This is a genomic window from Cupriavidus sp. 291-E7, from assembly GCF_057798835.1.
Genome location: NZ_JBYOJV010000010.1, coordinates 112,695 through 132,418 on the forward strand (window position 1 = coordinate 112,695; position 19,724 = coordinate 132,418).

21 protein-coding genes and 2 tRNA genes are annotated in these 19,724 nt (G+C 63.0%); 10 read left to right on the forward strand and 13 right to left on the reverse strand.

Going from position 1 to position 19,724, the window contains the following annotated elements:
- Positions 1–4 precede the first annotated feature (4 nt).
- Positions 5–370 (reverse strand): hypothetical protein, encoded by a 366-nt coding sequence (locus tag AC3FLX_RS18730; protein WP_488698803.1) that lies wholly within the window; start codon positions 368–370, stop codon positions 5–7.
- 180 nt (positions 371–550) lie between these two features.
- Between AC3FLX_RS18730 and AC3FLX_RS18735 the strand changes: the two genes are divergently transcribed.
- Positions 551–2,011, forward strand: a complete 1,461-nt coding sequence (locus tag AC3FLX_RS18735) for an aminotransferase-like domain-containing protein (RefSeq protein ID WP_488698804.1) — start codon at positions 551–553, stop codon at positions 2,009–2,011.
- Positions 2,012–2,121: 110 nt separating this feature from the next.
- Positions 2,122–3,624, forward strand: a complete 1,503-nt coding sequence (locus AC3FLX_RS18740) for a sensor domain-containing diguanylate cyclase (protein ID WP_488698805.1) — start codon at positions 2,122–2,124, stop codon at positions 3,622–3,624.
- A gap of 69 nt (positions 3,625–3,693) precedes the next feature.
- On the opposite strand, the gene lpxO is transcribed toward AC3FLX_RS18740, so the two are convergent.
- From lpxO to AC3FLX_RS18755, 3 genes are all read right to left on the reverse strand, one after another.
- Positions 3,694–4,596, reverse strand: a complete 903-nt coding sequence (lpxO, locus tag AC3FLX_RS18745) for a lipid A hydroxylase LpxO (RefSeq protein WP_488698806.1) — start codon at positions 4,594–4,596, stop codon at positions 3,694–3,696.
- A 133-nt stretch (positions 4,597–4,729) separates the two neighbouring features.
- The gene (locus AC3FLX_RS18750; protein WP_488698807.1) at positions 4,730–5,041 is read right to left on the reverse strand and encodes a hypothetical protein; all 312 of its coding nucleotides are present in this window, start codon (positions 5,039–5,041) and stop codon (positions 4,730–4,732) included.
- A 23-nt stretch (positions 5,042–5,064) separates the two neighbouring features.
- A complete protein-coding gene (locus tag AC3FLX_RS18755) occupies positions 5,065–6,477 on the reverse strand; it encodes a DUF2252 domain-containing protein (protein ID WP_488698808.1) in 1,413 nt (470 codons plus the stop codon).
- Between the two features lie 256 nt (positions 6,478–6,733).
- Between AC3FLX_RS18755 and AC3FLX_RS18760 the strand changes: the two genes are divergently transcribed.
- A complete protein-coding gene (locus tag AC3FLX_RS18760) occupies positions 6,734–7,024 on the forward strand; it encodes a hypothetical protein (protein WP_488698809.1) in 291 nt (96 codons plus the stop codon).
- Between the two features lie 48 nt (positions 7,025–7,072).
- A complete protein-coding gene (locus AC3FLX_RS18765) occupies positions 7,073–7,339 on the forward strand; it encodes a hypothetical protein (protein WP_488698810.1) in 267 nt (88 codons plus the stop codon).
- A gap of 206 nt (positions 7,340–7,545) precedes the next feature.
- Here AC3FLX_RS18765 and AC3FLX_RS18770 read toward each other — a convergent pair.
- The 4 genes from AC3FLX_RS18770 to AC3FLX_RS18785 form a co-directional block, all read right to left on the reverse strand.
- Positions 7,546–7,622, reverse strand: a tRNA-Met gene (locus tag AC3FLX_RS18770).
- A 126-nt stretch (positions 7,623–7,748) separates the two neighbouring features.
- Positions 7,749–7,994: a hypothetical protein gene (locus tag AC3FLX_RS18775; protein WP_488698811.1), complete on the reverse strand. Its 246-nt coding sequence runs from the start codon at positions 7,992–7,994 to the stop codon at positions 7,749–7,751.
- 187 nt (positions 7,995–8,181) lie between these two features.
- Positions 8,182–8,460 carry a hypothetical protein gene (locus AC3FLX_RS18780; RefSeq protein WP_488698812.1) on the reverse strand — a complete coding sequence of 93 codons (279 nt, stop codon included), beginning with the start codon at positions 8,458–8,460 and terminating at the stop codon, positions 8,182–8,184.
- A gap of 198 nt (positions 8,461–8,658) precedes the next feature.
- Positions 8,659–8,735, reverse strand: a tRNA-Arg gene (locus AC3FLX_RS18785).
- A gap of 124 nt (positions 8,736–8,859) precedes the next feature.
- Here AC3FLX_RS18785 and greB point away from each other — a divergent pair.
- A complete protein-coding gene (gene greB / locus AC3FLX_RS18790) occupies positions 8,860–9,432 on the forward strand; it encodes a transcription elongation factor GreB (protein WP_488698813.1) in 573 nt (190 codons plus the stop codon).
- On the opposite strand, the gene AC3FLX_RS18795 is transcribed toward greB, so the two are convergent.
- The 4 genes from AC3FLX_RS18795 to AC3FLX_RS18810 form a co-directional block, all read right to left on the reverse strand.
- The gene (locus AC3FLX_RS18795; RefSeq protein ID WP_488698814.1) at positions 9,429–11,852 is read right to left on the reverse strand and encodes a RelA/SpoT family protein; all 2,424 of its coding nucleotides are present in this window, start codon (positions 11,850–11,852) and stop codon (positions 9,429–9,431) included. The genes greB and AC3FLX_RS18795 overlap by 4 nt on opposite strands.
- Positions 11,853–12,172: 320 nt before the next feature.
- On the reverse strand, positions 12,173–12,376 hold the full coding sequence (gene rpoZ, locus AC3FLX_RS18800) for a DNA-directed RNA polymerase subunit omega (RefSeq protein WP_006578656.1): 204 nt from the start codon (positions 12,374–12,376) through the stop codon (positions 12,173–12,175).
- Positions 12,377–12,461: 85 nt separating this feature from the next.
- Positions 12,462–13,112, reverse strand: a complete 651-nt coding sequence (gmk, locus tag AC3FLX_RS18805; RefSeq protein ID WP_215529531.1) for a guanylate kinase — start codon at positions 13,110–13,112, stop codon at positions 12,462–12,464.
- A 4-nt stretch (positions 13,113–13,116) separates the two neighbouring features.
- Positions 13,117–14,052 carry a YicC/YloC family endoribonuclease gene (locus AC3FLX_RS18810; protein ID WP_488698815.1) on the reverse strand — a complete coding sequence of 312 codons (936 nt, stop codon included), beginning with the start codon at positions 14,050–14,052 and terminating at the stop codon, positions 13,117–13,119.
- A 220-nt stretch (positions 14,053–14,272) separates the two neighbouring features.
- Between AC3FLX_RS18810 and AC3FLX_RS18815 the strand changes: the two genes are divergently transcribed.
- From AC3FLX_RS18815 to hemW, 5 genes are all read left to right on the forward strand, one after another.
- Positions 14,273–15,364 (forward strand): serine/threonine protein kinase, encoded by a 1,092-nt coding sequence (locus AC3FLX_RS18815; protein ID WP_488698816.1) that lies wholly within the window; start codon positions 14,273–14,275, stop codon positions 15,362–15,364.
- Positions 15,365–15,391: 27 nt separating this feature from the next.
- Entirely contained in the window at positions 15,392–16,306 is a 915-nt protein-coding gene (locus AC3FLX_RS18820; RefSeq protein WP_488698817.1) for a PP2C family protein-serine/threonine phosphatase, read from the forward strand.
- 156 nt (positions 16,307–16,462) lie between these two features.
- Positions 16,463–17,179: a ribonuclease PH gene (gene rph, locus AC3FLX_RS18825; protein WP_488698818.1), complete on the forward strand. Its 717-nt coding sequence runs from the start codon at positions 16,463–16,465 to the stop codon at positions 17,177–17,179.
- A gap of 18 nt (positions 17,180–17,197) precedes the next feature.
- Positions 17,198–17,812: an RdgB/HAM1 family non-canonical purine NTP pyrophosphatase gene (rdgB, locus tag AC3FLX_RS18830; RefSeq protein WP_488698819.1), complete on the forward strand. Its 615-nt coding sequence runs from the start codon at positions 17,198–17,200 to the stop codon at positions 17,810–17,812.
- Positions 17,809–19,059, forward strand: coding sequence for a radical SAM family heme chaperone HemW (hemW, locus tag AC3FLX_RS18835; protein ID WP_488698820.1), 1,251 nt, complete (start codon positions 17,809–17,811; stop codon positions 19,057–19,059). The genes rdgB and hemW overlap by 4 nt, the downstream gene beginning before the upstream one ends.
- A gap of 81 nt (positions 19,060–19,140) precedes the next feature.
- Here the strand turns inward: hemW and AC3FLX_RS18840 are convergent, their stop codons facing one another.
- A complete protein-coding gene (locus AC3FLX_RS18840; RefSeq protein WP_488698821.1) occupies positions 19,141–19,671 on the reverse strand; it encodes an outer membrane lipoprotein in 531 nt (176 codons plus the stop codon).
- Positions 19,672–19,724: the final 53 nt, after the last annotated feature.

Genomic DNA, 19,724 nt, shown 5'->3' on the forward strand with positions numbered 1-19,724 from the left:
CCGATTATTCTGCGGCCTTGATGTCTGGTGGCCGGGGGTTACCCAGCAGGAGGCCAGAACGGCCGAAGCGCGATTTTATCAGCCGCCACACCCCTGGGCGCGCCGCCGGCAGCATGACGCGAAGCTGCGCCGGCCCACGCGCCACCAACTGGTGCCAACCTGCCCTTTCGATCACGCGGACGCCCCCGGCATGGAGGTCGCGCGACGGCTGGCAAACCTGCCCGGCCAGCCAGCGCGGAGCATCGGTCACGGCCACGCTGCCTTGTGAGACGTGCACCACCGCACCCGCGCGCAAGTGCACAGTGATGCACTGATCGGTGAAAAGGCTGACGGTCCGGACTTCGCCGGGAATCGGGTCGTGGAATGGCATGGTGGCGCTCCTTCGGGCAACGTCGAACATGCCACCAGCGTATCGGCGCGCCTGCCAGGCCAACAGGCACAAGCAATTCCGGCCACGACCAGAACAGATGAAAAACTTCCGGCCTGTTACGATACAGCGACCACTCATCTGTATCTGTTCCGAGCATCGCCCGCGCGCGATGATTGCGCCATGTCCGCGATAGTCCCAACCGCCCTCCAGGATTCGTCCGCACCGCTCTACCAGCGGCTGGCGGGCCATTATCGCCAGGCCATCTCGACGGGCACGCTATCGCCGGGGGATCGTATGCCATCGGTCCGCTCGCTGATGGGCCTGCACGATGTGAGCCTGTCCACCGCGCTGCAGGCGTGCCGCGAACTGGAATCCGCAGGGCTGCTCGAAGCCCGGCCCCGTTCCGGCTACTTTGTCTGCACGCCGGTGCGGCCTGCCCTGGCCCCTATCGAAGAACCCGTGGCCGGCCTGCCCGATCCTGCGCAGTACGTGGGCATCCACCAACGCATCTCGGCCATCCTCGCGCGCAGCAAGCATCACCGTATCAACCTTGGTGGCGCGTGCGGCGCGCCCGAGCTGTATCCGACCGATGCGCTGCGTAACGCGGCCATGCGTGCGCTGCGCAAGTATCCCGAGCTGTTTGGCACGTCCGTCGATTCCGACGGTCATCCGGCTTTCCGCGCGGCGCTGGCACGGCACGCACTGCGTTCTCACATCAATGTGTCGCCCGAGGAGATCGTGGTCACCCACGGCGCCACGGAAGCCCTGACGCTCGCGCTGCGGGCAGTGGCCGGGCCTGGCGACGTTATCGCGGTGGAATCCCCTACCTACTACGGCCTGCTGCAGATCCTGGAAAGCCTGGGCATGCGTGCACTGGAAATTCCCTGCAGCCCCCAGACCGGCATTTCGCTCGAAGCGCTGGAACTCGCCGCGCAGACCTATGCCAACATCAAGGCCGTGTGCGTGGTACCCAATCTGCAAAACCCGCTTGGCTGCGTAATGCCCGACGCGCACAAACAGCGGCTGGTGGCATGGTGTGCCGCGCGCGGTATCGCGATGATCGAGGACGACTGCTGCTCGGCCACGTTCGACGACGACACGCCGCTGTCGTCGGCCAAGTCATGGGACACCACCGGCACGGTGATCCACTGCGCGTCGTTGCACAAGGTGCTGGCGCCCGGCATGCGGCTGGGCTGGATCACCGCCGGCAAGTGGCAGGCCCGCGTGGAAATGCTCAAGTTCGGACTGTCCCGGCCCAACGAAATGCTGACCCAGATCGCAGTGGCCGAATACATGGGCACAGGTGCGTTCGACCGGCATCTGCGCCGCTTGCGCACGCAGCTGCGCACGCAACGCGAATGGATGGCGCAGAAGGTGGCGGCCACCTTCCCGGCGGGCACGCGACTGACGCTGCCGCGTGGCGGCCTGCACCTGTGGGTGGAAATGCCGGGGAGCGTGTCGTCCGAGGCGGTATTCGAACAGGTGATTGGCGATGGCATTCGCGTGATGCCGGGCGCCATGTTCTCGAACTCGAACCGATTCAATCACTACCTGCGGCTGAATTGCGGCAACCTGCGCACCCCCGCGCTGGAACAGGCACTGGACACCGTTGCGGCCGCGGCGCGCCGCCTGGCAGGCTAGCTCCCGGCGTGGCGCGCACGCAAAAACCCGCGCGCGCCACCGATTTTCGTCCCCGATTCTTCCCCAACGCACGCGCCCTCGCCTATCCTATTGCGCGGTACGCCATCGTCATGACAAGGGAGAACAACTTGGGGCACGCAGCCGCGGCATCGCCGCTCGACAACGACTATCAGACGCTGTTCCAGCTAGCGCCCGTCTCGCTCTGGCTGGAAGACTTCAGCGCAGTGCGCCAGGCGTTTGAGCAACTGCGTGCCGATGGTGTGACCGACCTGCGCCGCCACCTGCGCGAGAACCCTGCCGAAGTGGCGCGCTGTTCCGCGCTGATCCGTGTGCTGGACGTCAACCAGCGCACGCTGAACCTGTTCCGCGCCCGTGACCTGACTCACCTGGTGGCCAACCTCGACAGCGTGTTCCGCGACGACATGTTCGACCAGCACGTCGAGGAACTGGCCCAACTCTGGGATGGCGGCCGGCACTTTTCCAGCCAGACCGTGAATTACACGCTGGACGGCGAACGGCTCGACATCCGCCTGGAAGCCAATGTGATGCCCGGCCATGAAGCCGACTGGTCGCGCGTGCTGCTGTCGATCGAGGACATCACCGCGCGGGTGCGCACCGAGCGCGACCTGCGCCGCGCCCAGCAGTACGCCGTCGGGCTGTTCGAGCATTCGCCCGTGTCGCTGTGGGTGGAAGACTTCAGCGCCGTGAAGATGCTGCTCGATGAAGTGCGCGCGGCCGGCATTACCGATTTCCGCACGTTCCTGAACGTGCATCCGGATTTCGTCTCGCGCTGCATGCAGGAGATTCGCGTGCTGGACGTCAATCAGCAGACGCTGGCGATGTTTGGCGCGCCCAGCAAGGAGATCCTGCTGTCCCGCCTGGGCGACGTGTTCCGCGACGACATGCGCATCCACTTTGCCGAGCAACTGATCGACCTCTGGCACGAGAAACTCTGGCAGCAACGCGAAGTCATCAACTACGCACTGGATGGGCGCTCCGTCGATGTGTTCATGCAGTGGTCCGTGTTTCCGGGGCGCGAAGCGGACTGGGACCAGGTGCTGGTCTCGCTGACCGACATCACCGCGCGCAAGAAGGCCGAGGCCTATGTGGAATTCCTGGGCAAGCACGACGTGCTGACCAAGCTCTACAACCGCGCGTATTACGAAGACGAACTGGCCAGGCTGGGCCGCAAGGGCCCGTGGCCGGTCAGTGTCATCGCGGTCGACCTGAACGGGCTGAAATTGATCAACGACCAGTTCGGCCACGGCGACGGCGACGCGCTGCTGCGCCGCACGGGCGAGGTCCTGAAAAAGGCAGTGGGCGAACAGGCTTGCATCGCGCGTATCGGCGGTGACGAGTTCATGGTGTTGCTGCCGGGCCGTGACGAACGCGGCGCGGCCACGGTCGTCGAGCAGATCGAGGAAGTGGTTGTGCTCAACAACCAGTTCTATCCCGGCGCGCGCCTTTCGTTTTCGATCGGTGCGGCCACCTGCATCCAGGGCGACCGCTTGACCGACACGGTCAAGCTGGCCGACCACCGCATGTACGAATCCAAGCGGGCGTATTACGAAGCGCTGGGCAACGAGCGGCGACGCGAGTCCAACGCGGACTGAAGCGCGGCTTTGCACGGCGAAAAAAAACGGCAGGCCTCAAGCCTGCCGTTTTTCGTGAACCGCTCCCGGTCAGAGCAACACGATCAGTGCCACACCGCCGATGATCAGGCCGAACTTGGTCACGTAGTAGACGCTCTTGTTCCAGGCCTTGAAGCGGCGGCGGTACTGGCCGCCAAGCCACACGAAGCGGAACAGCTTGTTGATCGCACCGGTCTGGTCGTTGTCGTCATTCGGCGAGCTGGCGGCCGTCATCACCTTGCGGCCCATCCAGTGGTTGAACGAGGCAGCCCAGCGATATCGCATCGGACGCTCGATATCGCAGAACAGGATCAGACGGTCGGTTTCGCTGCGGTTTTCGGCCCAGTGCAGATAGGTTTCATCGAACACCACGCCCTGCCCGTCGCGCCAGCTGTGGCGCTCGCCATCCACTTCGATGAAGCAGCGGTCGTCATTCGGGGTGGACAGGCCCAGGTGGTAGCGCAGCGAACCGGCGAACGGATCGCGGTGCGGATTGAGCTTGCCGCCGGGCGGCAGCTCGGCAAACATCGCGGCCTTGACCGACGGCATCTCACGCAGCAGCGCCACCGTGTTCGGGCAGAGGGTTTCCGCCGACGGATGCTGTGCCTCGTACCATTTCAGGTAGAAGCGCTTCCAGCCGTACTTGAAGAAAGAGTTGAAACCAGCGTCGTCGTTCTTGTCGGCAGCCTTGATCTTGCGCATCGCGATCAGGGCCAGACCCTCGTCCCGAATCTGCGGCCATGCGGCGCGCAGCTTTTCCAGTTCGGGAAAGCGGTCAACGCCGATGTATGGCGTGCGCGGCACGCCCGAGAACATGTACATGAAGCAGTTGATCGGCGCGACCAGTGCCGAATGATCGAGCATCTGGCGCATCAACGGCAGCCTTACCTTGCCGCGGAAGTGCACATACAGGATGGCACCCAGGTAGGCCGCGACGATTATCCATTTGATCACCCGAAAATCCTCCAGGACAAACTCGCCCCAGAAAGACCTGCAGTGACGATGGGGGCGGAAAACGCGCTATTTTAGCCAATCGGCGACGTCCACGCACCATGTGATGCATGGACCGCTCGCGGCGGCCTTGCGCTCAGGACTTTCCGCGTGATTGCCTGGCGATCCGGTCGATCAGTACGCGCGCGTCTTCTGGCTTGCCCTGTAGCGTCAGCAGCCGGGCGTTGAGCACGATGTTCTCCAGCACGAGCTTGGCGGTGGACGCCCAGAGTGTGGCCAGCAGCGCTTCCTGCGACAACCCCGAGGTCTCCAGCTCAGTGGATCGCTCGGCAATCAGCTTGCAGGCCAGCATGCGCAGCTTTTCGTCGTCGAACGGCAGATTCGCGTAGTCGATGGGGTCGGCTTTCTCTACCTCCACCATCAGTTGCAGCAGCATGGATTCAGTCATCGGTGCTCCCCCAAAGGTTGCATCTACACGCGGAAATCGGCGGCCATATCGGCATCGGTACGCGCCTCGAGCCGTCCCGACCGACAGGCCCTCACGAACACATCGTAGTCCCGCTCCACCTGGTCGGCGTAGGCGTTCGAATAGGCGATCATCGATTCGGCCATGCGGTCGCTCGTGCCCAGATAGCCGCTGATCTCCGCTGCCAGGCCGCTTGCCTTGGCGTGGGCGCGCGCCAGCACCCAGCCGCATACGCGGCCATAGGCGGCCAGCAGATTGAGATCCATCAGCTCGATGTCGGCCGAGAACTTCATGTCGCGCAGCTGGCGGATATAGAAATGGCGGCCGAATGGTCCCTTCGACCAGCCAAGGAATGGATCGCTGGCCGCCTGCATCAGCCGCTGCCCTTCCACCACGCGGCGGCCGTCATGCGAATTCGACGGTGACTTGAAGTAGCGCGCCACCACCGACTTCGAGGCTTCCTTGACCTGCAGGAACAGCGGCTTGCCGTGGGTGTCGATCATCAACTGAATCAGGCAGCGGGTGCCGACGCTGCCCACACCCACTACCTTGAATGCCATGTCGTGCAGCTTGAAGTGTGAAAGCAGCTCACGGCGGTCTGACGCCAGTGTGGAAACGTAGTCGGCAAAACACTGCTCGACAACCATTCGTGGATTGTCAACGCCAAGCCATTCGTCCTTCGGATCGAACAGCGTGCGTGCGCCGCGCACGTGGAATACGGCTGGCGGCGCATCGAGAATGCGCCACCGGTCGCCATCGCGCTCCGAAAGCTTGGGTAGCAGCGTTTCGTGCGTGCGTTCGGCCGCGCGCTCCATCGCTCGCCGGATGCGCTTCTGGATATCGGGATCGCTCGCATCCTCGAACAGGCGCTCGAAGGTAATGCGGTCGTACCAGGTATCGAGAATGCTCATCTCCGCATACTCGGCCATGCGGTTGCGGTAGCTGGTGACGACCTGGAAGACCAGGTCATTCGCCGCCTCCGCGCCGTGCCGCAGATGACGCGCGGCCACGACAAAGCTGGCGCACAGGCGCTTCAGGTCCCATTCCCAGGGGCCTGGACTCGTTTCGTCGAAATCATTGACGTCGAACAGCAGCGCCCGCTCGGGCGTGGCGAATCCGCCGAAGTTCGACAGGTGGCAATCGCCGCAGATCTGGTGGATCAGACCCGAGTTCGACGTGCCGGCCAGGTCATGTGCCTGGAGGATGGCACTGCCACGGAAGAACGTGAATGGCGACGCAATCATGCGCCCATAACGTAGTGGCACCAGCTTGTTGACGCGCCCGGCGCTGCTGGCTTCGAGCAGGCGGATCGGATCACGGTCCACGTTGCCCGTCGATTCATGCGCGCGTCGCGGCACTTTCTGGCGCAATGCCTTGCCGCGCTCCTGCCGCCCTTCGAGGTCTGCCACGCTTTCCACATTGCCTCCATGCCCATGCGGGCCAAGACACGTCAGATGATGTGCAGCATATGCAACCACGCTAAGACAAGTACATTTGCTTGTCAATTTGACACCGCACATTTGCCGCGCCATTCCCCTTCGCATTGCGAAGTGCGATTCCGTCACTTTCACTCAAAGGTGAAGAGAAAATCAGACGCAGGCCTACAAAACCGTCACAACTATCCGTGTAAGCTGTGGTCTCAATTTCGCATTGCCAACGAGAAGAGCAAAATTCATGACCAAGCGTTTTCTTGCTGCCATGCGTCAATACGTGTGGTTCAAAGGGGTGAAGCATCATGTGGTCCAGGGCGTCGAAGCGCTGGCGGACCTGCTGAAGTCCCCGTCTGTCGCGGCGCGTGCCGTGGCGGCGATCGTGTCCGAAACCGAGCACGGCGTACAAGTTTGGGTCTCCTATTTCGGCAAGCCGATGGACCCGCATACCAACTACGTGTTGTGGCCCACTCGCGCACTCAAACCCGCGCGCCGGCGAGTGATTGCGGCACCGCAGTTGCCACCGCATCGATAGCCCCAGGCTGATCGCACCTCAGTGTTTATCGTTCGACTAGGAGCCGCCATGCCCGACGAACCGCAACATGATGAAGCACTGGTCAACAGCTACCTGGAGCGCGTATCGGCGCTATCGGTCAGCGCCTTCGACGGCGCCGACGTCAACCAGGAACTGACGCAAGTAATGAACGACGCGGCACGGGCATGCGGCAATGGCGGCAACCTTGCCGTGCTGGCATCGCGCCTGAAGGCACGTGCCGAGGCTGCGGACAAGGAAGAACAGCCGCAGGTGCGCGATACCTTCAAACGCGCGGCATCCCTGATCAAGACCTGACTTACATCCCTCAAGTCGGATACACGAAAGCCCCGCTGGCGGATACCGCCATGCGGGGCTTTCGTACGTGAAGTGCCAGCGAGTAATCGGGAAGGTGACATCCGCGCGCACGGAACGCCGGTGCCGCGGGCTGCCGATAAAGCAGCAGCGATGAGGAAGCAGAAAAGCAAAAGGGCCACACGTGATGTGCGGCCCTTTTGGGTATTTGGTTGCGGGGGCAGGATTTGAACCTGCGACCTTCGGGTTATGAGCCCGACGAGCTGCCAGACTGCTCCACCCCGCGTCTGAAGAAAAAGATTATGCAGCAGTCTGAAGCATCTGGCAAGTCTTTTGTGCACCATAAGAAAGAAAAGGCCTTCAGCTTGTGCTGAAGGCCTTCGCACCCCGTGCAGCCTTCGCGCGTACCGCGCTACGCAATGCGCCGCAGCACCCTCTTCGTACCCACGTCCAGATCCTTCATCGTGCTCGCTACATAGCGGTTCACGTGATCCAGCGCTTCAAGCTTCGTATCGAACGGCTGTCGCGGAAAAGGATTGTGACGCCCCATCAGAACCTCGCCATCTTCACGCCGAATGATCTCGACCATGATGGCCCACTTGTCCTTGGGCAGAACAATCACTTCGTAGACGATCTTGAATCCTTCGTACTCGGGCATGATGCGCTCCCTGTTATCTGCTGCAGACGCGCACGATGGCGCGCACGCATCCAGACTAGAAGTCGTGCACCAAACCAAAAATGATCCAGGTCAATCGAAAACCGATCGCACCGGAATCGGCCTGAGATAAGCCATTGCACACATCGCAAGGAACTCGCTGTGTGACGCGCGCGCGGGCAACATGGCTTCAGCGCGCCGCCCCCACAAGCTTGTCGATCAGCGCATAGGCCGCGGCGAACGCCGCAACTTCAGCCGCATGGCGCGTGGCAAAAACATGAGCGCCGCTGAAGAGCATCTCCGTATCTCCAGCATCCGAGGGGTCCATGCCCTCTTGCGCAACGCGTACTTCATAGCCCCACGCCTGGGTATCCCCCACGCTTCCCGCCATCGCGTCGTGATGCGAAACCACGAGTACGTATGCGTCCATGCCGCGATAGCCTTCCGTGCGCCACTCTTCCTGTTGCATGAGTTGCCTCCGCCGCGAGGTTGCTGATGAATGTTGGAACGAGTCCAGGCGTGCGCGTTCCTGTTCCGCATGAAAACAGGATAGACACCGACAGCGCTGGGAAAAGAACACGCAGGACACTACGTGCTTGGGAGACAGAAAAGAGGCAGGAATGCAAAAAGGGCTTCCATTTCTGGAAGCCCTTTTCACGTATCGGGTTGGCGCGGCTGGCAGGATTCGAACCCACGACCCCTTGGTTCGTAGCCAAGTACTCTATCCAACTGAGCTACAGCCGCAACCGAGAAATGAGATTATATAGAAGTTTTCAATTTTGTGAAGCCCCTGCGCGCATTTTTTTCATGCGCGATGGCCGTCGAGCGCAACTTCCTATAATTGAAGCTTCACGAAGTGAACCGGAACATGAACAAGGCTTTTGTCAAAGAGTCGTCTAACGATGACGACGACGATCTTCCCGAAGGCGCAACGCCTCTGCCCGCAGGTACCAAGAACTACATCACCGCCGCTGGCTATACGCGCCTGCGCGACGAACTGATGCATCTGATCGACGTAGACCGCCCGGACGTTGTGCAGATCGTGTCATGGGCGGCTTCCAACGGCGACCGCTCCGAGAATGGCGACTACCTATATGGCAAGAAGCGCCTGCGCGAGATTGACCGGCGCATCCGCTTCCTGACGCGCAGGCTGGACAAGGCCGAGGTGGTGGACCCTTCGCTGCAGGGAGACAACGACCAGATCTTCTTCGGCGCCACCGTCACCTATGCCAACCAGTCGGGCGAAGAGACCACCATCACGATCGTCGGCATGGACGAGGTCGACCTCGACAGCAATCACGTCAGCTGGATCTCGCCAATCGCCAAGGCACTGATCAAGGCGCGCGAAGGCGATACCGTGCCGCTGCGCACACCGGCCGGCCTGGAACAGATCGATATTCTGGAAGTACGCTACCCCGACAAGGGTGCGCCGGCTGCCTAGCCGTCGTTGCGATCGCGGAAGATCCGGATGACGTCCGGGTTGCGCCGCAGCGCGCGCATGACGTTGGCCAGGTGCAGGCGGTTCTGCACCTGAATCACGAACTGCATGTAGGTGGCTTCCTGATGCCCCGCCACCTGCTGCTGCTCCATCGCCACGTGGGCCACGTTGGCGTCGGCCGCGGTCAGGTCTGCCGCCACGCGCGCGACGATGCCCTTCACGTTGCGCACCATGACCTTGATCGACACGTCGAATGCGCGCGTCGTCTTCTTGGCCCACATGACCTCGATCCAATGCTCGGGGTCCTTGCTGTGCAGACGCTTGGCCACCTTGCAGTCCTGCACATGGATCTGCAGGCCCTCGCCCTTGCCCAGATAGCCGACGATCGAATCGCCGGGAATCGGACGGCAGCAAGCCGAGAAGATCATCGACATACCTTCGTCGCCGGTGATCGGCACGGCCGGGGCTTCTTCGCCCGCGAACGTCTGCACCGCAGCCAGCAGCGCGCTGTCCACGTCGCCCGACAATTCCTGCAGCAGGATTTCCATGCGGCGCGCCACCACGGCGGGCACGCGCCGGCCCAGCGCCAGATCCGCGAAGATATCCTCGCGGGTCTTGTTACCGGTCCACTGGATCATGCGCTCCCAGACCGATTGCGGCACGGCCTTCAGCTCGATGCCAAGCTGGCGCGCCGACTGGTCCAGCAACCGCTCACCAAGCTGGATGGCTTCATCGAGCTTGGTGGTCTTCAGGTAGTGGCGAATCGCCGCGCGCGCCTTGCCGGTACGCACGAACGCCAGCCACGCCGGATTCGGCTTAGAGTACGGCGCCGTCACCACCTCGACGATGTCACCGCTCTTGAGCTCGGTGCGCAATGGCAGCAGCTCGTTGTTGATCTTGACCGCCACGCACTGGTTGCCCAGATCGCTATGCACCGCGTAGGCAAAGTCCAGCGCCGTGGCGCCGCGCGGCAGCGCACGAATATGGCCCTTGGGCGTGAATACGTAGACGGCGTCCGGGAACAGGTCGATCTTGACGTGTTCCAGGAATTCCTGCGAGTCGCCGGTCTGGCTCTGGATATCGAGCAGCGATTGCAGCCACTGGTGTGCCAGCTGCTGGATATCGTTGGCATGGTCGGCCTGGTGCTTGTACATCCAGTGCGCGGCCACGCCGGCCTCGGCAATCTGATGCATGCCGCGCGTGCGGATCTGGAACTCCACCGGCGTGCCGAACGGACCCACCAGCGTCGTATGCAGCGACTGGTAGCCGTTGATCTTCGGAATCGCGATGTAGTCCTTGAACTTGCCCGGCATCGGCTTGTAAAGGCCATGCAGCGCGCCCATCGCCATATAGCAGTGCATCTGCGTTTCCACGACCACGCGGAAGCCGTAGACGTCCAGCACCTGCGAAAACGACAGCTGCTTGTCGTGCATCTTGCGATAGATGCTGTACAGCGTCTTTTCGCGGCCAGACAGCTCCGCGACGATGCCAGCATCGCCCAGCGCGGCCTGCGCCGCCTCCAGGATGCGTCGAACCACTTCGCGGCGGTTGCCGCGCGCGGCCTTGACGGCTTTTTCCAGCGTAGCGTAGCGGAACGGTGAGCCGACCTTGAACGACAGGTCCTGCAGCTCACGGTAAATCGTGTTGAGACCCAGTCGGTGCGCGATCGGCGCGTAGATCTCCATCGTTTCCAGCGCGATCCGGCGCCGCTTTTCGGGCGGCACGAAATCGAGCGTGCGCATGTTGTGCGTGCGATCGGCCAGCTTGACCAGAATCACCCGCACGTCACGCGCCATCGCCAGCAGCATCTTGCGGAAGCTCTCCGCCTGCGCCTGCTCGCGGCTCTGGAATTCGAGCTTGTCCAGCTTGGTCAGGCCATCGACGAGTTCAGCGACCTTCGGACCGAATTTCTCGGCGAGTTCGCTCTTCGTGATGCCCTGATCTTCCATCACATCATGCAGCAGTGCCGCCATGATGGACTGGACGTCCAGCTTCCAGTCGGCGCACAACTCGGCCACCGCCACCGGATGCGTGATGTATGGCTCTCCGCTCTGCCGGTACTGCCCCAGGTGCGCTTCATCCGAAAACTGGAAGGCTTCGCGCACCAGCGCCTGGTCTGCCGGCTTCAGGTAAGCCAGCTTCTCCATCAGCCGCGTGATCGAGATGACCTGCTGCCGTGGCGGCACCGCGGGCTGCGATGTCGGGCCGAAGAAGTGCCGATAAGACTGCGCCAGGACGGCGTCGATGAACAGATCGCCGCCCGGCGTGGCGGGCACGGTGCCGGCCACGGGTTCGGCTACCAGTTCATTGGCGAGCGCCGCGCGCCCCTTGCCCTGCTGGATCGTAGGCACGACGGCACGCTCGCCGACAACGTTGTCGCCGAGTGGATCGGGCAGATTGGGAGCACCGGTGCGGGCTGTCACTGGAGAAGGTCCGGGACGCTTACGACCGGCAGGCGCGGACGGCGCCGGGGGCAAGACCGTGGAAACCGGCACGGTACCGGGTAGCGGTGCTCCTGGCGCCACAAACGAAGCTGCCGCACCGGTTGGTGCGGCAGTCGCCACAACGCCAGGACGCTTTGCCGCCGTCGATACGCGCGATGCCCCGGTCCCGGGATTGCCGGGGGGAGCGATAGCGGGATCGGTCGGCGACGAAGGCATGGCAGCCCCTGGAGTTCAACTGGATGCGCGGCAGGATGCGTACGCACGCGAAGCATGAATGAACCACGGGCCGCCCTGGCAAATCAGGTCGGGACCTTCTTCAGCATCTCGATGCCGACCTGGCCGGACGCGATTTCGCGCAGCGCCACCACAGTGGGCTTGTCCTTGGCTTCGACCTTGGGCGTGTGGCCCTGCACGAGCTGACGTGCACGGTACGTCGCGGCGAGCGCGAGCTCGAAGCGATTCGGGATGTGTTTCAGACAATCTTCGACGGTAATACGCGCCATATCAAATCCACCTTGGGATAAAACCTGTTCGACAGGCCGGTATTTTACAGCACGTCGCCGGAACCTTCCGACGACGCGCCTGTACTCAGTGAATACCGAGCTCGATAAACAGCTCGGCGTGACGCGCCTTCTGCGACGAAAAGCGCAAACGGGTAGCGTGAACGACGTTTTGCAGCTGCCTCAAGGCGTCCTCGAACACCTCGTTGATGATCACGTAATCGGACTCCGAAGCATGGGCCATTTCGCTGCCGGCGGCCAGCAGGCGGCGCACGATCACGTTGGGTTCATCCTGGCCGCGCTTTTTGAGGCGATCTTCCAGCGCCGTCAGCGACGGCGGCAGGATAAAGATCTCCATCGCGTTCGAAAACCGCTGGTGCACCTGTTGCGCGCCCTGCCAGTCGATTTCCAGCAGCACGTCGTTGCCCTGGGCCATCTGCTGCTCGATCCAGACACGCGACGTGGCGTAGTAGTTGCCGTGCACTTCGGCCCACTCCAGGAATTCGCCGCGGTCGCGCGCGGCCCGGAATTCCTCGACGGTGGTGAAGTGGTACTCGCGGCCATTCTGCTCGCCTGGACGCGGCTTGCGGGTGGTGTGCGAGATCGACAGCCGGATGGACTGGTCCTGCGCCAGCAGCGCATTGACCAGTGTGGACTTGCCGGCCCCGGACGGTGCCACCACCATGAACAGGTTGCCGGGATAGGCGGTATCGATGGCGGTGTGGGTCGTTTCGCTCATGATCTTATTCGAGGTTTTGAATCTGTTCGCGCATCTGCTCGATCAGGAGCTTGAGCTCCATCGACGCATCGGCGAGTTCCTTGGCCGCAGCCTTCGAGCCAAGCGTGTTGGCCTCGCGGTTGAGCTCCTGCATCATGAAGTCCAGCCGCTTGCCTACCTGGCCACCCTTCTTCAGGATATGCCGCGTTTCGTTGAGGTGAGCCTGCAGGCGCGACAGCTCTTCCGCAATATCGATGCGGATGCCGTAGACCGTGGCCTCCTGGCGGATGCGCTCGGCCACTTCTTCGCGGCTCATCGACGGCATGCCGTTCGGCGCGGCCAGGTTGAAGGCTTCCTGCAGGCGCTCGGTCAGTTTCTCCTGATGATGGGCGATCAGTTGCGGGATCATCGGCGTCAGGCGCTCGACGATGGCCAGCATGGCGTCGATGCGTTCCTCCAGCGTGGCCTTCAGTGCCGCGCCTTCTCGGCCGCGCGCCTCCAGCAGTTGCTTCAGCGCCTCGCGCGCGGCGCCCGTCACGGCCTCCCGCAGGGCATCCTGCGACAGCTCCGGCTCCACGAGCACGCCGGGCCAGCGCAGGATCTCGCCCATGCGCATCGTGCCGGCGCTCGCGAACGTGGCCGTCACGGTGGACTCCAGCGCGCGAATCTGGTCCAGCAGCGCCTGGTTCAGCGCCAGCGTGGCGCCACCGGTATCGGTGCGCTGCAGGTTGATGCGGCATTCGAGCTTGCCGCGCGACAGCTCGCCCATCAGCATTTCACGCAGGGCCGGCTCGAAGGCGCGGCATTCTTCCGGCGCGCGGAACAACAGGTCGAGAAAACGCGAATTGACAGTGCGGAATTCCACGGAAACCGAAGCCGTGCGGCCGCTGGGTTCGCCCTGGGCGTTGGTCAGCGGTGCCTGGCGGGTAGCCAGGCCATAGCCTGTCATGCTGTGGATCATCGTCGTTAATCTCGCGAAAGAGTCGAAAATTCAGGGTTCGGTACAGGCACGGGCTCGTGGCCCGGCAAGGCCGTCGGGGCAGGCGGGAAAATCGCCTGGAAAATCAATGAAAACCGGCGGTCGGAAAGCGCGGATATTTGGCAACAGTCCCTGCTAATGATTTCTTTACAAGTGACCGATTAGACCGGAGAATCCGGGAGCAAATGAGGTCCCGAATCCTATGACAGAGTCCAAGGGCGCCAACCAACACAAGAGCGCGCCGCTCCCTATCGGCACGCTGCTTGCCAACTACCGTATTGTAAAGAAGTTGGCCAGCGGGGGGTTCAGTTTCGTCTACCTTGCAACGGACGAGACCGGTGCCCCGGTCGCCATCAAGGAATACCTGCCGTCTTCCCTGGCCCGCCGCAATCCTGGCGAGCTGATCCCGGTCGTCCCCGAGGAAAATGCCGCGTCGTTTCGCCTTGGCCTGAAGTACTTCTTCGAGGAAGGCCGGTCGCTGGCGCGCATTTCGCACCCGAGCGTGGTTCGCGTGGTGAATTTCTTCCGCGAGAACTCCACGGTCTACATGGTCATGAACTACGAGCTGGGCAAGACGCTGCAGGAGCATATCCTGCAGGCCCGGCAGCAGGGCAAGCCCAAGGTGCTGCGCGAGCGCTTCATCCGCAAGGTGTTCCACGACCTGATGAGCGGTCTGCGCGAAGTGCATATTCACAAGCTGCTGCACCTCGACATCAAGCCCGGCAATATCTATCTGCGTGAGGACGAATCGCCGATCCTGCTCGACTTCGGCGCCGCCCGGCAGATCCTGACGATGGAAAACGCGCGCTTCCAGCCAATGTACACGCCTGGCTTCGCGGCACCCGAGCTGTACGGCAAGCACTCCGACCTGGGGCCGTGGACCGACATCTACAGCCTGGGCGCCACGCTTTACGCGTGCATGGCCGGCATGCCACCGCAGGAGGCCAACCAGCGCGAGAAGGAAGACCGCATGGCCGAATCCTTCACGCGGCTGCGCGCCACGTACACGAACGGGCTGGTCGATCTGGTCGAATGGTGCCTGCGCCTGACGCCGTCCGAGCGGCCGCAAAGCGTTTTCCGGCTGCAGAAGGAGTTGCGCGACCAGAGCAATGCGCTGGGCGAGCAATCCGCGGCGGCCGCGGCCACGACGACGCCAGCAGGCCCGGTGACCGAGCGCATGAATGCCACCAGCCGCTTCATGACGTTGCTGCGGCGCCGCGAAGAGAGAAATCTCGACAAGCAGAACGCCGCAAAGCCCGTCCACGCCGAAGAAACCGGCCGAAGCGACAACTAACGCACGAACCCGACACGAATTACCGCAATGCGATTCTCCGTCTACCAGGAAAGCCGGAAAGGCGGCCGCCGGATCAATCAGGACCGCATGGGCTACTGCTTTACGCGCGACGCCCTGCTCATGGTCCTGGCCGACGGCCTGGGCGGCCATGCCTTTGGCGAAGTCGCCGCGCAGCAGGCCCTGCAAACGCTGGCGCGCCAGTTCCAGACGCAGGCCCGCCCGTCCATCCGCAATCCCGCAGATTTCCTGCAGGATACGATCATGCTCGCGCACCGCGAGATCCACCGGTACGCGGAGGCCAACAAGCTGGCCGACGTGCCGCGCACCACCGTGGTCTGCTGCCTGATCCAGAACGGCCAGATTCATTGGGCCCATGCGGGCGACTCGCGCTTCTACCTGATGCGCAAGGCCGCGCTGCTCACACGCACGCGCGACCACTCCAAGATCGAAAACCTTCTGCAGCAGGAACGCGTGCTGCCTATGGAGGTGGCCAACCATCCGGAACGCAACAAGCTGTACAACTGCCTGGGGTCGCCCAACCTGCCGCTGATCGATATCGGCGGACCGGTGCGGCTGGAGCCGGGCGATGTGGCACTGCTGTGCTCCGACGGGTTGTGGGGCGCGCTCGACGAAAAGGTGATTGTCGACAAGGTCACCCATCTGTCGGTGGTCCATGCGATCCCGGACCTGATCGAACAGTCCCTGGCCAATGCCGGCGAAGGTGCCGACAACACCACAGCCATCGCCATGATGTGGGAAGCCGACGCCACAGTGCCGAACGAGGAAGCGGTACTGACCGACACGCTGCCGCTGAACGCCTTCACGACCTCGATCCTGGAACGGACGGGCACCGAGACCGATCTGCTGTCCGAGGAAGAAATCGAACGGTCGATTGCGGAAATCCGCGCGGCCATCGACAAAACCTCCAATCTGATGCGCTGAGGCGCTGGCTAGGCGATTCCGGCGCCGCCACGCGGCCGGAACCGCCAGGTTTCTCTTTCCCGGCGGTTCGATCCGCCTCCGCGCGCATCGGCGGGCGCACAATGCGCCCACCGGCGTTAGAATCGCGGTCTCACCCGATTCCAACGAAAGATTCCCATGCGACCCAGCGGACGCGCGGCCGATGCGCTGCGACCCATCACCCTGACCCGCCATTACACCCGTCACGCCGAAGGTTCGGTGCTGAGTGCCTTTGGCGATACCAAGGTGCTGTGCACGGCCAGCGTGCTGACCAAGGTACCCCCGCACAAGAAAGGCAGCGGCGAAGGCTGGGTGACGGCCGAATACGGCATGTTGCCGCGTGCCACGCATACGCGCTCGGATCGTGAAGCCGCGCGCGGCAAGCAGACCGGCCGCACGCAGGAAATCCAGCGGCTGATCGGTCGCGCCATGCGCTCGGTCTTTGACCTGTCCGCACTGGGCGAGCACACCATCCACCTGGATTGCGACGTGCTGCAAGCCGACGGCGGCACGCGCACGGCAGCCATCACCGGCGCCTTCGTGGCGGCGCACGATGCCATCTCCACCATGCTGCGCGACGGTCTGATCAAGACCAGCCCGATCCGCGACTTCGTGGCAGCGGTGTCGGTTGGCATGGTCGATGGCGTGCCCGTACTCGACCTGGACTACGCTGAAGACAGCAACTGCGATACCGACATGAACGTGGTGATGACCGGCAGCGGCGGTTTCGTCGAAGTCCAGGGCACGGCCGAGGGCGCACCGTTCAGCCGCGCCGACCTGGATGCGATGACACGCCTTGCCGAAGCCGGCATCGCGGAACTGGTGCGCCACCAGAAGCAGGCGCTTGGCCTCTGATTGCAAAGGGGATTGACGATGCAACGCCTGGTCCTGGCCTCCAATAATTCCGGCAAGGTGCGCGAATTCAGCGCGCTACTGTCACCGCTCGGATTCGACGTCGTGCCGCAAGGCGAGCTTGGTATTCCCGAAGCCGAGGAGCCATTCGTCACGTTCGTCGAAAACGCACTGGCCAAAGCCCGTCACGCCAGCCGGCTGGCGGGGATGCCGGCGCTGGCCGATGACTCCGGCATCTGCGTCGACGCCCTCGATGGCGCGCCCGGTGTCTACTCGGCCCGCTATGCGCACATGGTTGGCAAGCCCAGGACCGATGCCGCCAACAACGCGCACCTGATCTCGCAACTGGCGGGCAAGCTGAACCGGCACGCGCACTATTATTGTGTGCTGGTGCTCGTGCGCCATGCCGACGATCCGCGCCCGATCATCGCCGAAGGCATGTGGGCCGGTGAAGTGGTCGACGCCCCGCGCGGCGCGGGCGGTTTTGGCTACGACCCGCACTTCCTGCTGCCCAAGATTGGTAAGACGGCGGCGGAACTCAGCTCCGATGAAAAGAACAGCATCAGCCATCGCGCACTGGCCCTGCAGGGGCTGGTATCACGGCTGCAGGCCGCGAGCCTCAAGGTTGGCGCATGATTCCGATCATTCCCGCCGGCAGCAGCAAGCCGGCTGAAGTATCCGCGGCCGGCAACCAGCAGCTATGGCTCAAGCCGGGCCAGATCGCCCTGCCCGGCTCGCCGCCGCTCTCGCTCTACGTTCATATTCCCTGGTGCGTGCGCAAGTGCCCGTACTGCGATTTCAACTCGCATGCGGCACCGGGCAAGAACGACAGCCACGATATCCCCGAAGAGATCTATCTCGACGCACTGCGCGCCGACCTGGAACAGTCGCTGCCACTGGTATGGGGGCGCGCCGTGCATACGGTCTTCCTGGGAGGCGGCACGCCGAGCCTGCTGTCGGCCGCCGGCATGGACCGGCTGCTGTCGGATATCCGCGCACTGCTGCCGCTGGACGCCGACGCCGAGATCACGATGGAAGCCAACCCTGGCACGTTCGAGGCCGAACGCTTTGCCAGCTATCGCGCCAGCGGTATCAACCGGCTGTCGATCGGCATCCAGAGTTTCAACGACCAGCATCTGCAGGCGCTGGGCCGCATTCACGGCGAGCACGAAGCGCGCGCGGCGATCGATATCGCGCTGAAGCACTTCGACAACGTCAATCTCGACCTGATGTATGCGCTGCCGGGCCAGACCATCGACGAGTGCATGCGAGATCTGGAGGCCGCGCTGTCGTATGGCACCACGCATCTTTCGCTCTACCACCTGACGCTGGAACCGAACACACTGTTCGCCAAGTTCCCGCCCGCGCTGCCCGACGAGGACCTGGCCTACGAGATGCAGGACATCATCGAGGCACGCACGGCACAGGCCGGTTATCGCCACTACGAAACCTCGGCGTATGCCAAGCCGCATCGTGAGGCAAAGCACAACCTCAACTACTGGCGCTTTGGCGACTACCTCGGCATCGGTGCCGGCGCGCATGGCAAGCTGTCGTTCCCGAATCGTATATTGCGCCAGATGCGCCACAAGCATCCGGCCACGTATATGGAACAGGCAATGACCGGCAATGCCGTGCAGGAGTCGCGCGAAGTTGGCGCGGACGAATTGCCCTTCGAGTTCATGCTCAACGCGCTGCGGCTGACCGACGGCGTGCCGGCATCGAGCTTCCATGACTACACCGGCTTGCCTTTGCATACGATCGGCAAGACCTTGGCCGCCGCGGAACAGAAAGGACTACTCGAAGCCGATCCGACGACGATCAAGCCAACGGAGCTTGGCCGCCGCTTCCTGAACGATCTTCAGGAAATGTTCCTCAAGGATTGAAGGACGGACGTTGACGGACGGTGCAAACAAAAAGGCCACACGCAATACACGTGTGGCCTTTTTGTTTGATTTGCAGCTTACTCAGTAAGGCGTCGCCATATCGTTGGCCACGCGCGCGCGGTCGCCCACTCGCAGGTTGCCCAGATTGCTTTGCGTCACTGTTGCCACGCGGCCGTCATCAAGACGGACGTTGACGCGATACGCGGTCGACGTATTGCTGCCGGTGCGCTTTTCAATCTGGTTGCCCGCCACTGCACCACCCACGGCGCCCACGATCGTGGCAGCGGTCTGACCGCGTCCGCCACCGATCTGGTGACCCAGCAGGCCGCCGGCCGCGCCGCCAATCACGGTACCCAGGATGCCCGAGCTGCCCTGCGTGGATTGCACTGGCTCGATCGATTCAACGCGCCCCACGAATACCGAACCGGCCGGTGCCTGGTAGGTCGAGGTGCCCGGCTGTTGATAACCGGTCGGAGGCGGTGCGGTGTTGTAGTTGCCATAACCGCCATACCCCGGCTGTGCACAGCCGGCCAGGCCAGCGGCCAGGGCCAGTGCACCCAGACCGCCAAGGGCCAGCCACGGCCTTGATTGATGCTTGCGTTGTTCCTGCATTCGAAAATTCTCCTCAATTACCTGTTTGAAAAAGCCAACGCGCGGCGTTTGCG